At 59.7% G+C, this 14,614-nt stretch carries 15 protein-coding genes; 5 read left to right on the top strand and 10 right to left on the bottom strand.

The window, feature by feature from the left end; all coding sequences use genetic code 11:
* Positions 1 to 26 precede the first annotated feature (26 nt).
* From ACJ8J4_RS17165 to ACJ8J4_RS17155, 3 genes are all read left to right on the top strand, one after another.
* Positions 27 to 752 (top strand): 4'-phosphopantetheinyl transferase family protein, encoded by a 726-nt coding sequence (locus tag ACJ8J4_RS17165; RefSeq protein WP_025304753.1) that lies wholly within the window; start codon positions 27 to 29, stop codon positions 750 to 752.
* Positions 753 to 913: 161 nt separating this feature from the next.
* A complete protein-coding gene (locus ACJ8J4_RS17160) occupies positions 914 to 1,480 on the top strand; it encodes an NADPH-dependent FMN reductase (protein WP_025304752.1) in 567 nt (188 codons plus the stop codon).
* Between the two features lie 77 nt (positions 1,481 to 1,557).
* Positions 1,558 to 2,610, top strand: coding sequence for a hypothetical protein (locus ACJ8J4_RS17155; protein WP_197759604.1), 1,053 nt, complete (start codon positions 1,558 to 1,560; stop codon positions 2,608 to 2,610).
* A 35-nt stretch (positions 2,611 to 2,645) separates the two neighbouring features.
* Here the strand turns inward: ACJ8J4_RS17155 and ACJ8J4_RS17150 are convergent, their stop codons facing one another.
* Positions 2,646 to 3,983 (bottom strand): NCS2 family permease, encoded by a 1,338-nt coding sequence (locus ACJ8J4_RS17150; protein ID WP_004933851.1) that lies wholly within the window; start codon positions 3,981 to 3,983, stop codon positions 2,646 to 2,648.
* Between the two features lie 232 nt (positions 3,984 to 4,215).
* On the opposite strand from ACJ8J4_RS17150, the gene ACJ8J4_RS17145 reads away from it, so the two are divergent.
* Positions 4,216 to 4,620, top strand: coding sequence for an NUDIX hydrolase (locus ACJ8J4_RS17145; RefSeq protein ID WP_016929609.1), 405 nt, complete (start codon positions 4,216 to 4,218; stop codon positions 4,618 to 4,620).
* A 46-nt stretch (positions 4,621 to 4,666) separates the two neighbouring features.
* Positions 4,667 to 5,335 carry a 6-phosphogluconate phosphatase gene (gene yieH, locus ACJ8J4_RS17140; RefSeq protein WP_025304749.1) on the top strand — a complete coding sequence of 223 codons (669 nt, stop codon included), beginning with the start codon at positions 4,667 to 4,669 and terminating at the stop codon, positions 5,333 to 5,335.
* Here yieH and ACJ8J4_RS17135 read toward each other — a convergent pair.
* The 9 genes from ACJ8J4_RS17135 to glmS all read right to left on the bottom strand — a co-directional run bounded on the left by ACJ8J4_RS17135 (position 5,332) and on the right by glmS (position 14,594).
* Positions 5,332 to 6,072: an amino acid ABC transporter permease gene (locus ACJ8J4_RS17135; protein ID WP_004933841.1), complete on the bottom strand. Its 741-nt coding sequence runs from the start codon at positions 6,070 to 6,072 to the stop codon at positions 5,332 to 5,334. The genes yieH and ACJ8J4_RS17135 overlap by 4 nt on opposite strands.
* Before the next feature lies 1 nt (position 6,073).
* Positions 6,074 to 6,787, bottom strand: coding sequence for an amino acid ABC transporter permease (locus tag ACJ8J4_RS17130; protein WP_089196372.1), 714 nt, complete (start codon positions 6,785 to 6,787; stop codon positions 6,074 to 6,076).
* Between the two features lie 81 nt (positions 6,788 to 6,868).
* Positions 6,869 to 7,708, bottom strand: a complete 840-nt coding sequence (locus ACJ8J4_RS17125) for an ABC transporter substrate-binding protein (RefSeq protein WP_019455482.1) — start codon at positions 7,706 to 7,708, stop codon at positions 6,869 to 6,871.
* A 168-nt stretch (positions 7,709 to 7,876) separates the two neighbouring features.
* Entirely contained in the window at positions 7,877 to 8,611 is a 735-nt protein-coding gene (gene phoU, locus ACJ8J4_RS17120; protein ID WP_033636521.1) for a phosphate signaling complex protein PhoU, read from the bottom strand.
* Between the two features lie 11 nt (positions 8,612 to 8,622).
* Positions 8,623 to 9,393, bottom strand: coding sequence for a phosphate ABC transporter ATP-binding protein PstB (pstB, locus tag ACJ8J4_RS17115; protein ID WP_016929614.1), 771 nt, complete (start codon positions 9,391 to 9,393; stop codon positions 8,623 to 8,625).
* A 54-nt stretch (positions 9,394 to 9,447) separates the two neighbouring features.
* Entirely contained in the window at positions 9,448 to 10,338 is an 891-nt protein-coding gene (gene pstA / locus ACJ8J4_RS17110; protein WP_025304746.1) for a phosphate ABC transporter permease PstA, read from the bottom strand.
* A 1-nt stretch (position 10,339) separates the two neighbouring features.
* Positions 10,340 to 11,296 carry a phosphate ABC transporter permease PstC gene (gene pstC / locus ACJ8J4_RS17105; protein WP_016929615.1) on the bottom strand — a complete coding sequence of 319 codons (957 nt, stop codon included), beginning with the start codon at positions 11,294 to 11,296 and terminating at the stop codon, positions 10,340 to 10,342.
* A gap of 91 nt (positions 11,297 to 11,387) precedes the next feature.
* Positions 11,388 to 12,428, bottom strand: a complete 1,041-nt coding sequence (gene pstS / locus ACJ8J4_RS17100; RefSeq protein WP_043140725.1) for a phosphate ABC transporter substrate-binding protein PstS — start codon at positions 12,426 to 12,428, stop codon at positions 11,388 to 11,390.
* A 336-nt stretch (positions 12,429 to 12,764) separates the two neighbouring features.
* The gene (glmS, locus tag ACJ8J4_RS17095; RefSeq protein ID WP_043140722.1) at positions 12,765 to 14,594 is read right to left on the bottom strand and encodes a glutamine--fructose-6-phosphate transaminase (isomerizing); all 1,830 of its coding nucleotides are present in this window, start codon (positions 14,592 to 14,594) and stop codon (positions 12,765 to 12,767) included.
* Between the last annotated feature and the right edge of the window lie 20 nt (positions 14,595 to 14,614).

Raw genomic sequence — 14,614 nt, 5'->3', positions numbered from 1 at the left:
AGCGACCCTCTGTCATGGAGTGAACAATGGCGTGTCATTTTGCCCGATGGACCCCGGCCTCCGCTGTCCTGGATACCCAGAGACTCTCCGACGAAGTGATAGCCGCCACCCGCACCTTTTCCGTTAAGCGCCGCACGCGCTACCTGCAAGGGCGCATTCTGCTCGCCGAAATGATGTTCTACCTATACGGCTTGCCGACGCTCCCCCCTATAGCCACCACGCCGACCGGCCGCCCCTGTTTCGCCGATCATCAGCTGCCCGATTTTAGCCTCGCCTACGCCAGCAACACCGTGGGCGTACTGCTTAGCGACGAGGGCAAGGTCGGACTGGATATCGAAGTGATGCGGGCGCGCGGCACCCGGCAAAGCGCGCTGCAACACGCGCATCAGACACCGGCGGAAAGTGCCTGGATCGGTGCGCAGGACGATCGGCTGGAGGCAGAAACTCAGCTGTGGAGCATCCGGCAAAGCGTGCTGAAAATTTCCGGCCTCGGTAACAGCGGCCAGTCTACGCTGCGTCTGCATCCCTTCTCCGGCCACCTGCGCTCCAGTGCCACGCCGGACGTTCAGGTGATGAGCGACGCCGACGAATACCTGAGCTGGGCCTGCGCCGGCAGCCCTGGGCTGGATCGCCTGCTGTGCTGGCGCTACGAAGAGCGCGGTGGACTGCACAAAGACGGGGAAATCTCACCGCGCAGCCCGGCGGCGTCCTCGCGCTTCGTTAAACTGACGGGCCTGAAGACGCCCGGTTAACGCGGCGCAAAGCGGATAACGCTGTCTTTACCGCTCGAGTCGCTGGATTAAATTGTAAAGACAGCTAAATGTTGAGCAATCGCCTATTCTCGACCCGCGCTTTAGCCTACTATTCGCCCATGTTGTACGCTGAATCTGCTCATTCGAAAGGGAGAATCATCATGTCAGACCAAGCCTTAAAAATCGTCACTCTGCTCGGCAGCCTGCGTAAAGGCTCTTACAACGCCATGGTGGCCCGCGCCCTGCCAGGGCTGGCTCCGCAGGGCGTCACCATTGAAGCGCTACCTTCCATCCGCGATATCCCACTGTACGACGCCGACATGCAACAGGGTGAAGGCTTCCCTGCCGCTGTCGAGGCGATCGCCGAACAGATCCGCCAGGCCGACGGCGTGATCATCGTCACCCCTGAATATAACTATTCCGTGCCCGGCGGGTTGAAGAACGCCATCGACTGGCTGTCTCGCTTGCCGAATCAGCCGCTGGCCGGCAAGCCGGTCGCCATTCAAACCAGCTCGATGGGGCCGATCGGCGGCGCGCGCTGCCAATACCATCTGCGCCAGATCCTGGTATTCCTCGATGCGATGGTAATGAACAAGCCTGAGTTTATGGGCGGCGTGATCCAGAGCAAGGTCGATGAACAGGCCGGTGAACTGAGCGATCAGGGAACGCTGGACTTCCTGACCGGCCAGCTGTCCGCGTTCAGCGATTTTATTCGCCGCGTGGAGTGACCGTCTCGCGGCGCCCACCGGGCGCCGCAACAGGACATGAAGTCCGTCAATTCATTGAAAATTAAAGCCATAGCATCATGTATTTTTTCATTTTAGCGTTATTTTTTGTTTCCATCACCAGTCCCGCTTTCGCCGCAGACATGCGTTATCCCGCCGGTGAAGAACCGCTGGAGCTGCCGGCACACAGTGCGCTCAACGCCCAGCTGTCGCGATCCGCGCAAAACCAGGAAGACAAAAAGCTGGGCGCCATGTCGCTGTACCTGACGCTGATGCGCGAAGACGGCCGCAATGTCTGGGCGCCCTACCAGTTGGCGGTGTCGTCGGCAGAGAAAGGGCAAACCGAGCTGGCGGAACGCTACCTGCAGCTGAGCGCCGACCGCGGCCTGTGGTACTACTACAACCTGCTGGAGGACGACGCCTTCAACAGCATTCAACATTCCGCCACCTACCAATCCATTTTGGCCGCCACCAAAGCGCGCTATCTGCAGCACGCTCGCCGCTATGAAGGCAAAGCCAGCTACGCGATGCCGGACGGCGAAGCACCGCCCGAAGGCTGGCCAACGGTGATCTTCCTGCATACCTACGGCAAAGCCGCCGCTATCAGCCCCGAAGAACGGCTGCTGTTCGGCGAAATGGGCGTAGCCTACATCGAGATCAACGGCACGCAGATGCTGTCGGAAAACAGCTTCCGCTGGTCGAATTACAGCGATGAGAGCACCCAAACCGCCATTCAGCGTACGCTGCAACAGCTGGCTCCGCAGCTAAAGCTGAATACCCAACGGATTTACCTCAGCGCCCGCGGCCAGGGTGCACTGCACGCCGCCAACCTGATCGCGAAGTACCCGCAGTTTTACGCCGGCGCGCTCCTGATCGCCCCCAACGGGGAGATCAAGCCGGCCCAGCAGTCGCTGGCGGCGCAAAAGAAAATCGTGATGGCGTATTACGATCGGCAGAACTTCAGCGAGCAGGCGCTGGCGTTGCACTTCGCCAATCTGTTTGGAGAGGATAATCAGGTGCAAACGCTGCACTTCGCCCAGGGGGAGGATGCCGCCGGCAGTTGGCAGGCGCGCTTCAGGCGGCCATTGCAATGGGTGCTGGATCGGGCGCCGGATGCGACGCCGGGAGTCTAGGGTTTCAGGGCCGACGGACGTCGGCCCTTTGGCTGTCAATGGCCGTCGACGAAGACGATCTTCAGCACGAACAGCAGCGCCACGACCACCACGCACGGGCTGATTTCACGCCAGCGGCCGGTGCCGAGCTTCATCACGCAGTAGGAGATAAAGCCGAGCGCAATGCCTTCGGTGATCGAGAAGCTGAACGGCATCATCACCGCGGTGACAAACGCCGGTACCGCTTCGGTCAGATCGTCCCATTTCACCCGCGCCAGGCTGGAGGTCATCAGCACGCCGACGTAGATCAGCGCGCCAGCGGCGGCATACGCCGGCACCATACCCGCCAGCGGCGACAGGAAGATCACCAGCAGGAACAGCAGGCCGGTGACCACTGCCGTCAAACCGGTGCGGCCGCCCACGGCGACGCCGGATGAGCTTTCGATGTAAGCGGTCACGGAAGAAGTGCCCGCCAGCGAACCGGCCACCGAGCTGATGCTGTCAACGTACAGCGCCTGCTTCATGCGCGGGAACTTGCCCTGATTGTCGGTCAAACCGGCTTTATCGGTGACGCCGATCAGGGTGCCGGAGGAGTCGAACAGGTTCACCAGCATAAACGAGAAGATGACCCCGGCCAGCCCGATGTTCAGCGCGCCGGCCACGTCGACCTGGCCCACTACCGAGGTGATGCTCGGCGGCAAGGAGAACAGGCCGCCGTATTTCACGTCGCCCAGCATCCAGCCGATCAGGGTAGTGACCACGATCGATACCAGCACCGCCGCGTGGAAGTTACGCGAAGAGAGCACGGCGATGATGAAGAAGCCGAGCGCCCCCAGCAGCACGTTGTGCGAGGTCAGGCTGCCGATGGTCACCAGCGTGTCCGGGTTAGCCACTACGATGCCGGCGTTTTTCAGCCCCATCATGCCGATGAACAGACCGATGCCGCTGGTAATGCCGACCCGCAGGCTGACCGGAATGTTAGCGATCATCCAATAGCGAATGCGGAAAATGGTCAGCAACAGCAGGCCGACCGCCCCCCAGAAGATGGCGCCCATGCCCACCTGCCAGGAGATGCCCATCGCGCCAACCACCACGAAGGCGAAGAAGGCGTTCAGGCCCATCGCCGGCGCCAGCGCCACCGGCAGGTTCGCCAGCAGGCCCATAAAGATGCTGCCGAAGGCGGCGATCAAACAGGTGGTGACAAATACCGCCTGGGTATCCATGCCCGCCGCGCCCAAAATTTGCGGGTTAACGAACACGATATACACCATGGTGAGAAAGGTGGTGATACCGGCAATCGTTTCCGTACGCGCCGTCGTGCCATGTTGCTTGAGTTTAAACACGCGCCCAAGCAAGCCTTGCTCAGCGTCAAGGCCAGATACTGGTTTGGTCATTATCAGAATTCCGAAAATGGGAATGGACAGTCGCCGGCTATCCTATAACAAAAAGTGGGGCTTTTGATGTCGGTCACAGGTTTTTTTCGCCGTCTTTACGGCTAAACGCATCAACGGCTTGTATTTACAGGCATTCATCCCCCTTGCCGCCCGCTGCGTTGCCGTTTGCCGGCACGGCCGATAAAATGGCCTATCGCCCCTCTATCCCTATCCGTTAAAAACAGGAGCCCGCATGTCTTCGACCTTTATCGATAAGCTGGCGTTGATCGCGCTGAAAGATGACAAAGTGGCGCTGGTGCGCTCACACAATAAGACGCTGTTTTATATGCCGGGCGGAAAGCGCGAAGCGGGCGAAACCGACGAACAGGCGCTGTGCCGCGAAATCGACGAAGAGCTGACCGTTGCGCTGCTGTCGCAATCCATCGCGTTTTACGGCGAATTCACCGGCCCGGCGGACGGCAAGCAGGACGGCACCCAGGTGCGCATTCGCTGCTACCAGGCCGACTTTACCGGGCAGCTGCAGCCGGCCGCCGAAATCGCCGAGCTGAAGTGGTGCGACAGTCGCGATCTGCCGCAGTGCTCACACGTCGCCGCGCTGATTTTGCACGATCTCAAGGCGCGTAACCTGATCAAGTGATCGCTGAGCGGCCTCAGCGGCGTTAACCCGAAGGAACCTGTCCCGCATGAATCAGATTGACTGCATTTTGTTCGACTGCGATGGCACGCTGGTAGACAGCGAAGTGCTGTGCAGCAAAGCCTATGTGCACATGTTCGCCCACTACGGCATTCATCTGTCGCTGGAAGAGGTATTCAAGAAATACAAAGGGGTGAAGCTGTACGAGATCATCGATCGGGTCAACGCCGAGCAGGGCACTGACCTGGCCAAAGAGACACTGGAGCCGCTGTATCGGCAGGAAGTGGCGCGGTTGTTCGACAGCGAACTGCAACAGATTGCCGGCGCCCGTGAGCTGCTGGCGCAGATAACGGTGCCTGTCTGCACCGTCTCCAACGGGCCGGTCAGCAAGATGCAGCATTCGCTCGGCCTGACCGGCATGCTGCCTTATTTTGATGACCGGTTATTCAGCGGCTATGACATTCAGCGCTGGAAGCCGGATCCGGCGATCGTGTTTCACGCCGCCGAACAGATGCAGGTGCCGGTGACGCGCTGCATCCTGGTGGACGATTCGCCCGCCGGCGCGCAGGCCGGCATCCATGCCGGCATCCCGGTCTTTTACTTCTGCGCCGATCCGCATAACCCGCCGATTGACCACCCGCTGGTGACCACGTTTGACGACCTGGCCCAACTGCCCGCGCTGTGGCGCGAACGAGGCTGGCGGCTCACGGCCGATTAACTGGCCGGCAACGGCGGCTTGTTGCGCCACCAGCGCCAGGACCGTTTCAGCGCGCGGGTTTGCGCGCCGAAGCGGCGGTTGACCGCGTTGGCCAACAGATCGAGCGCCAGGCAGAACACGAAATAAACCAGCGCCACAAACAGGAACACTTCCATCGGATAGACCATGCTGCGGTTGTTGACCTGGGTCGCCAGGAAGGTCAATTCGCCAACGCCGACGATATAAGCCAACGAGGTGTCTTTGATCAGAGAAATCCACTGGTTGATGAACGACGGCACCATCATGCGCAGCGCCTGCGGCAGCACGATCATGCGCAGCGTCTGCCAGCGCGTCAGCCCCAGAGAAAGCCCAGCCTGCCACTGGCCGGGGCCGATCGCGGCAATGCCGGCCTTCACTGCATGGGCCAAATAGGCCGAGGCGATCAGCGCCAGCGCGCACACCACGGTAGTGATTTCCGGGATCTCGACGCCAAACACCATCGGCAGAAGGAAATAGGTCCAGAAGATCAGCATGATGACCGGAATGGCGCGGAAAAAGCCCAGCACCGCCGCCAGCAATCCGGCGGCGACGCCGCGCGACATCGCCAGCGCCACGCCGAGTAAGGTGCCGAGCACCGCCGAGGCCACGCCGGCCATCAGGCTGATCGCCAACGTCAGCGCCGCGCCACCCAGCGGCCCGTCCGGCCAGGTGCCCCACAGCAGGTAACCCAGGTTGTCGTGAATCACGCTGAAATCCATCTCAATGTCCTCCCAGCGGTTTACGCTGTTGTCGCCACATGCCCCAACCTTCCAGCAGCGCGATGATGGCGATATACAGCACCGTCGCCACGCCGAACGCCTGGAAGGTGCGCAGGGTTTCGGTTTCGACCTGACGCGAGGCGTAAGAGAGTTCGGCAACGCCGATCGCCATGGTCAGCGACGAGTTCTTGATCACGTTCATGTATTGCCCCAGCAGCGGCGGCAGCGCGATTTTCAGCGCCTGCGGCAACACCACGTAGCGCATCGCCTGCCAGCCGGTCAGTCCCAGCGCCTGAGCGGCATATTTCTGCCCGCCGGCGACGCCGCGAATGCCGGAGCGGATCTCTTCGGCGATAAAGGCGGTGGAGTAGAGCGTCAGGCCAAAGAAACCGGCGAGAAACTCGAACGACGGCCACTCAAGCGGGCCGACCTGATGTGAGCTGTTCAGCCACTGCATGGCGGCGGACGGCAGGATCTGCCCGGCGGCGAAGTACCAGAAGAACAGCTGCACCAGCAGCGGCGTATTGCGAAACAGCGAGCTGTACCCCATCGCCAGCCAACGCAACGGCCGCAGGCTGCTGTCGCGCATCGCCGCCAGCACAAGGCCCAGCAACGTGGCCGCCAGGCCCGCGCAGGCGGAAAGCCACAGCGTCAGCAGAAAGCCATGCCACAGCCAGCTCAGGTATTGCGGCGCCAGCAGCCAGTCCAGGTTCATGTTCAATCCTTGTCTTGCAGAATGCATCAGGGGCGCAGCAAGCTGCGCCCCTCCGTGCCTATCTCACCGCAAGCGGTTAAGTCAGGCTTTTGGTTGCTGATCCAAAGGCGCGATTTTGAAATCGCCGCGCGGTTGAGCGGATTGGGTTTCCGGCCCGAACCAGCGATCGTAAATCTTAACCGCTTCGCCGTCTTTTTCCAGCTTGATCAGCGTCTCGTTCACCGCGGCGGTCAGGCGATCTTCACCCTTGGGAATGCCGACGCCCTGATACTCTTTGGTCAGGCTGAACGGCGAAATTTCAAACTCCGCCTTTTGCGCCGCCGGCAGGTTGCCGAGCAGGCCGACCAGCTTGGCGTCGTCCTGAGTGATCGCCTGCACGTTGCCGTTACGCAGCGCCACGAACGCCAGCGGGGTATCATCGTAGGAGATCACTTTCGCCGTCGGGAAACGCTCGCGCAGGGTGATTTCCTGCACCGTGCCCTTATCCGCGCCGATGCGCAGCTTCTTGATGTCTTCCGGCGTTTTCAACACGCCTTTGCGGGCGATGAATTTCTGGCCAGTAGCGAAGTACGGCACGCTGAAGTTCACTTCCTTGGCGCGCTCGTCGGTAATGGTGAAGTTGGCGGCAATCAGGTCAACCTTCTTCGACACCAGCAGCGGAATGCGGTTGGCCGGGTTGGTGGCGCGCAGCTCCACTTTCACCCCCAGCGCTTTGCCGATCGCGTCGGCGACATCCACATCGTAGCCCACCAGCTTCTTGCTCTGCGGATCGATGTAGCCGAACGGCGGGTTGCTGTCGAACACCGCGATGCGCACCACGCCGGCTTGCTTGATATCGTCAAGTTTGTCCGCGTGCGCGGCACCGGCGGCGAGGCCGGTCAGACTGGCTAACAACGTTAAGGCCAAAGCGCGATGTTTCATAGAAAGCTCCTAAGTGGTTGATGTCCTGCTGGCGGATAAGCTAGCAAGCGCCACATAGGTCAGGAAATAATATAAAAAGCTATATTTATAACCTTTTTATCTTTACGCGCTTAAGATGGAATAAAGGCGCGGGAAACCGCGCCTTTGAAGGATATTACCCGGAAAGGGTTAGTCGGCTTTGTCGTCTTTACCGCCCGGGGAGAGCAGCTTTTCCAGGGCATCGCCACCCAAATGACGGAAATCCTGCCCTTTGACGAAATAGAAGATAAATTCGCAGATGTTCTGGCAGCGGTCGCCGATACGCTCGATAGAACGGGCGCAGAACAGCGCGGTCAGCACGCTCGGAATGGTGCGCGAATCTTCCATCATGTAGGTCATCAGCTGACGCACGATGCCTTCGTATTCCTGGTCGACCTTTTTATCTTCCCGGTAAATACGGATCGCCTCGTCCAGATCCATGCGCGCGAACGCGTCCAGCACGTCGTGCAGCATCTGCACGGTGTGGCGCCCCAGCGACTCCAGGCTGACCAGCAGCGGCTGGTGCTGGTGCGAGAACTTCTCCAGCGCGGTGCGGCAGATCTTGTCCGCCACGTCGCCGATGCGCTCCAGCTCGGAAATGGTTTTGATGATCGCCATCACCAGACGCAGATCGCTGGCGGTCGGCTGGCGCTTGGCGATAATGCGCACGCAGGCTTCGTCGATCGCCACTTCCATCATGTTGACCTTGGCGTCGCCTTCGATCACGCGCTTGGCCAGCTCGCCATCCTGATTGTGCATCGCGGTGATGGCGTCGGTCAGCTGCTGCTCCACCAGCCCGCCCATGGTCAGCACCTGAGTGCGGATATGCTCGAGCTCTGCGTTGAACTGGCCGGAAATGTGTTTGTTTAAATTCAGGTTATCCATGATGCTTCCTATCAACCATAACGGCCAGTGATGTAGTCTTCAGTCTGCTTTTTCTGCGGCGCAGTGAACAGGTTATCAGTATCACTGAACTCGATCAGCTCGCCCAGATACATAAATGCGGTAGAGTCGGAGCAGCGCGCCGCCTGCTGCATGTTGTGCGTCACGATCACCACGGTGTAATCAGCCTTCAGCTCGCTGATCAGCTCTTCAATCTTGCCGGTGGAGATCGGATCCAGTGCCGAGCAAGGCTCATCCAGCAACAGCACTTCCGGACGAATGGCGATGCCGCGGGCGATGCACAGACGCTGCTGCTGGCCGCCGGAGAGGCTGTAGCCGCTCTGGTGCAGCTTGTCCTTGGTTTCATTCCACAGCGCCGCTTTGGTCAGCGCCCACTGTACGCGCTCGTCCATATCGGCACGCGACAGCTTTTCAAACAGGCGAACGCCGAAGGCGATGTTGTCATAAATCGACATCGGGAACGGCGTCGGCTTCTGGAACACCATGCCGACCTTGGCGCGCAGCAGTGCGATATCCGAGTTGTCGGTCAGGATGTTCTGGCCGTCCAGCAGGATGCCGCCTTCCGCACGCTGTTCCGGGTACAGCTGGTACATCTTGTTGAAGGTGCGCAGCAGGGTAGATTTGCCGCAGCCGGACGGGCCGATAAACGCGGTGACCTTGTTCTTGGCGATATCCAGCGTGATGTTCTTCAGCGCATGGAATTTGCCATAGTAAAAGTTCAGATCGCGTACCTGAATTTTGCTGCTGGAAGCGTCAGTAACCATACTCATCAAGACTTCTCTCTTTTCATCAGCGCCGCCAAAGCGGCGCTCAAAATTTTATGAATGCTTTTTCTTGGCGAAAACCACGCGCGCCAGGATATTCAGTAACAGTACGCACAGGGTGATCAACAGCACCCCGGCCCAGGCCAGCTGTTGCCATTCGGCGAACGGGCTCATGGCGAATTTGAAGATGGTCACCGGCAGGTTGGCGATCGGCTGCATCAGGTCGGTGCTCCAGAACTGGTTCGACAGCGAAGTGAACAGCAGCGGTGCGGTTTCCCCCGCGATGCGCGCAATCGCCAGCAGCACGCCGGTGATGATGCCGGACACCGACGCCTTCAGCGTGATGGCGGAAATCATGCGCCATTTCGGCGTGCCCAGGGCATAAGCGGCCTCGCGCAGCGTATCCGGCACCAGTTTCAGCATGTTCTCGGTGGTGCGAATGACGATCGGCACCTGCAGCAGCGCCAGCGCCACGATGCCGGCCCAGCCGGAGAAGTGTTCCATCTTCGCCACCACGATGGTGTAAACGAACAGGCCCACCACGATCGACGGTGCGGACAGCAGAATGTCGTTGATAAAGCGGATCACTTCCGCCAGCCAGGATTTACGGCCGTATTCCGCCAGGTAGATGCCGGCCATGATGCCCAGCGGCGTACCGAAGAGGGTCGCCCACAGGATCAACAGGCCGCTGCCGGCGATGGCGTTGGCCAGGCCGCCGCCCGCGGTGTTCGGCGGCGGGGTCATCTCGGTGAACAGCGCCAGCGACATGCCGTCGAAGCCTTTGGTCACGGTGGCGATCAGGATCCAGATCAGCCAGAACAGCCCGAACGCCATGGTCGCCATCGACAGGAACAGCGCGAGGCGGTTTTTCTGCCGGCGCCAGGCCTGCATTTTGCGGCGGCTTTCCGCCAGAACGACTGCGTTTTGCATATCCATCGTCGCCATGTTAACGCCCCTCATTCTTGGCCAGACGCATGATCATCAGTTTCGACAGCGCCAGCACGATAAAGGTGATAACAAACAGAATCAGGCCCAGCTCCATCAACGCGGCGGTGTGCACGCCGGACTCAGCTTCGGCGAATTCGTTGGCCAGCGCCGAGGTGATGCTGTTGCCCGGCATGTACAGCGAAGCGCTGTCGAGCTGGTAGGTGTTGCCGATGATAAAGGTCACCGCCATGGTTTCCCCCAGCGCACGGCCCAGGCCCAGCATCACGCCGCCGATGACGCCGTTTTTGGTGAACGGCAACACGATGCGCCAGATGACTTCCCAAGTGGTGCAGCCGATGCCGTAGGCCGACTCTTTCATCATTACCGGCGTCTGTTCGAACACGTCGCGCATCACCGCAGCGATGTAAGGAATGATCATGATCGCCAGGATCACCCCGGCAGCCAGGATACCGATGCCGAAGGCCGGGCCGGAGAACAGCTCGCCGACGATAGGAATGCCCGACAGCACGTCGCCCACCGGCGTCTGGAAGTATTCGGCGAACAGCGGGGCGAACACAAACAGGCCCCACATGCCGTAGACGATGCTTGGGATGGCCGCCAGCAGCTCAATGGCGATGCCCAGCGGCCGCTTCAACCAGTTCGGCGCCAGTTCGGTCAGGAACAGCGCGATGCCGAAACTCACCGGCACGGCGATGATCAGCGCGATGAGCGAGGTGACCACGGTACCGTAGATCGGCACCAGCGCGCCGAACTGCTCCGCCGGCGCATCCCACTCTTTGGTCCACAGGAAGGCGAAGCCGAATTTCTGCATGCTTGGCCAGGAGGCGAAGATCAGCGAAACGATGATGCCGCCCAGCAACAATAGGGTAATCAGCGCAGCCAGTCTCACCAGCGCGCTGAAAATGATGTCACCGTTTTTGCCCGGTGCTTTGATGGTCGGCTTGTACTCAGCCATAGATTACTCTCTGTTTGAACCCTGGCAGCCCCAACCGGGATCGGAGCCTGAAGAACTGTGTGGGGCGCGGCGAACCCGCGCCCCTGCGTTGTTAGTACAGCGCTTTACCTGAACTGTCTTTTACGTTGGTTTTCCAGGCCGCGCGCACCTGCTCAACCACTTCTGTCGGCAGGGTGGCGTAATCCAGCTCGTTCGCCTGCTTGGCGCCGGTTTTATAAGCCCAGTCGAAGAACTTCAGCACTTCGGCACCCTGAGCAGGGTTTTTCTGCTCTTTGTGCACCAAAATGAAGGTGGTGGAGGTGATTGGCCACACGTTGTCGCCTTTCTGGTCAGTCAGATCCTGAGCGAAGGTCTTGCTCCAATCCACGCCTTTGGCGGCGTTGCTGAAGCTCTCTTCGGTCGGGCTAACCGGTTTGCCGTCGGCGGATACCAGCTTGGTGTAAGCCAGGTTGTTCTGTTTGGCGTAAGCGTATTCTACGTAGCCGATAGAGCCAGGCAGACGCTGAACGAAGGCGGCGATGCCGTCGTTGCCTTTGCCGCCCAGACCGGTCGGCCAGTTAACGGTAGAACCGGCGCCAATCTTCTCTTTCCACTGCGCGTTGGCCTTGGACAGGTAGCTGGTAAACACGAACGAGGTGCCGGAACCGTCGGCGCGGCGCACTACGGCGATGTTCTGGTCAGGCAGTTTCACGCCAGGGTTCAGCTTGGTGATAGCCGGATCGTTCCACTTTTTGACGTTGCCCAGGTAGATATCGCCCAGGGTTTTACCGTCCAGCGTCAGTTCGCCGGATTTGATGCCCGGGATATTCACCGCCAGTACCACGCCGCCGATCACGGTCGGGAACTGGAACAGGCCATCGGCCGCCAGTTTGTCGTCAGACAGCGGAGCATCGGAAGCGCCAAAGTCAACGGTGTTGGCCACGATTTGCTTCACGCCGCCAGAGGAGCCGATGCCCTGATAGTTAACTTTGTTGCCGGTTTCTTTCTGATAAGAATCTGCCCACTTGGCGTAAACCGGAGCGGGGAATGTCGCACCTGCACCGGTCAGGCTGGCAGCAGCGAACGCGGACACGGCGGTCAGGGAGAAGGTCGCTGCCACAATACTGGCGACGGTGGTACGCATCAGTTTCATAATCCCTCCTAATGGGATACTTAAAATCGACTTCGAGTCGTTTTAATCAGAGTAAGTATTGCTGCAGGAGGGAAAATAGGACAGTTTGGTGACAGAAAAATGTACGCAATATGACAGTTATATTACAGTGCGTTTGATGGGTATTGTTTTATCTATAAATCAAAAAGTTAGTTGTGAAACAGCACATTTGCCAAGCAATAAAAAAACCGTTTTGGCGCGGCCTATCCGCTTGAATATGACAACGTTTATCGCCGAATCGGTCGCGCTGTCATCTTTAAGGCCGCTCATGAAAAAAGCCGGCGCGAAGGCCGGCTTTTGCAGTTTACCTGCGGCAAATTACTCTACGGTGACAGACTTCGCCAGGTTGCGTGGCTGGTCAACGTCGGTGCCTTTGATCAGCGCCACGTGGTAAGACAGCAGCTGCAACGGCACGGTGTAGAAGATCGGCGCGACGATTTCCTCGACGTGCGGCAGAGGAATGATGGTCATACCTTCGCTGCTGACAAAGCCGGCGTCCTGATCGGCGAACACGTACAGCTGGCCGCCGCGCGCGCGCACTTCTTCAATGTTGGACTTCAGCTTTTCCAGCAGTTCGTTGTTTGGCGCCACCACGATCACCGGCATATCGGCGTCGATCAGCGCCAGCGGGCCGTGTTTCAACTCACCCGCCGCATAGGCTTCGGCGTGAATATAGGAGATCTCTTTCAGCTTCAGCGCCCCTTCCATGGCGATCGGATACTGATCGCCGCGGCCGAGGAACAGCGCATGGTGCTTGTCGGAGAAGCCTTCCGCCAGCGCTTCGATCTCTTTATCCATCGACAGCATCTGCTCGATACGCGCCGGCAGCGCCTGCAGGCCGTGCACGATCTCCTGCTCCACGCTTTCCGCCATGCCTTTCAGGCGGCCCAGGCGCGCCACCAGCATCAACAGCACGGTAAGCTGGGTGGTGAAGGCTTTGGTCGAGGCTACGCCGATTTCCGTGCCCGCTTTGGTCATCAACGCCAGATCGGATTCACGCACCAGCGAAGAGCCCGCAACGTTACAAACGGCCAGCGAACCAAGATAACCCAGCTCTTTGGACAGGCGCAGCGCCGCTAACGTGTCGGCGGTTTCGCCGGACTGCGACAGGGTGATGATCAGGCTACCCGGACGCACCGCCGATTTGCGGTAACGGAATTCGGACGCGATCTCGACGTCGCACGGCACGCCGGCCAACGCTTCAAACCAGTAGCGCGCCACCATCCCGGAGTGGTAAGAAGTCCCACAGGCGATGATCTGCACGTGTTGCACCTTGGCCAGCAGCTCGTCGGCGTGCGGGCCCAGCTCGCTCAGGTTGATTTGGCCATGGCTGAAACGCCCTTCCAGGGTGTTTTTCAGCGCCAGCGGCTGTTCGTAGATCTCTTTTTGCATGTAGTGACGGTAAGCGCCCTTGTCGCCGGCGTCATACTGCACCTGGGATTCGATCTCAGGACGCTCGATGGCGTTGCCCTGCTTGTCGAAGATGTTGACGGTGCGGCGAGTCACTTCCACCACGTCGCCTTCTTCCAGGAAGATGAAGCGGCGGGTGACCGGCAGCAGCGCCAGCTGATCGGAGGCGATGAAGTTTTCCCCAACGCCGCGGCCGATAACCAGCGGGCTGCCGGAGCGCGCCGCGACCAATACGCTCGGATCGCGGCTGTCCATCACCACGGTGCCGTAAGCGCCGCGCAGCTGTGGGATCACGCGCTGAACCACTTCCAGCAGCGTACCGCCCTGCAACTGTTCCCAGTGCACCAGGTGCGCGATCACTTCGGTGTCGGTTTCGGAGCTGAAACGGTAACCACGTTCGATCAGCAGCTCGCGCAGCGGTTCGTGGTTTTCGATGATGCCGTTATGCACCACGGTAATGTAGTCGGAAACATGCGGGTGCGCGTTCGCTTCGGTCGGTTCACCGTGCGTTGCCCAGCGGGTGTGAGCGATGCCGGTACCGCCGTGCAGATCGGTTTGCTCCGCCGCTTCGGCCAGTTTTTGTACCTTGCCTACGCGACGCAGGCGACTGACGTTGCCTTTTTCATCGACCACCGCCAGACCGGCGGAGTCATAACCGCGGTACTCAAGACGACGTAAACCTTCCAACAGGATTTCTGCGATATCACGTTGCGCTACTGCGCCTACAATTCCACACATCAGTTATATTCCTAATGAAC

It is taken from the genome of Serratia sp. CY47280, from assembly GCF_052168655.1.
Classification (GTDB): domain Bacteria; phylum Pseudomonadota; class Gammaproteobacteria; order Enterobacterales; family Enterobacteriaceae; genus Serratia; species Serratia bockelmannii.
This window is presented reverse-complemented; position numbering and strand designations above follow the sequence as displayed.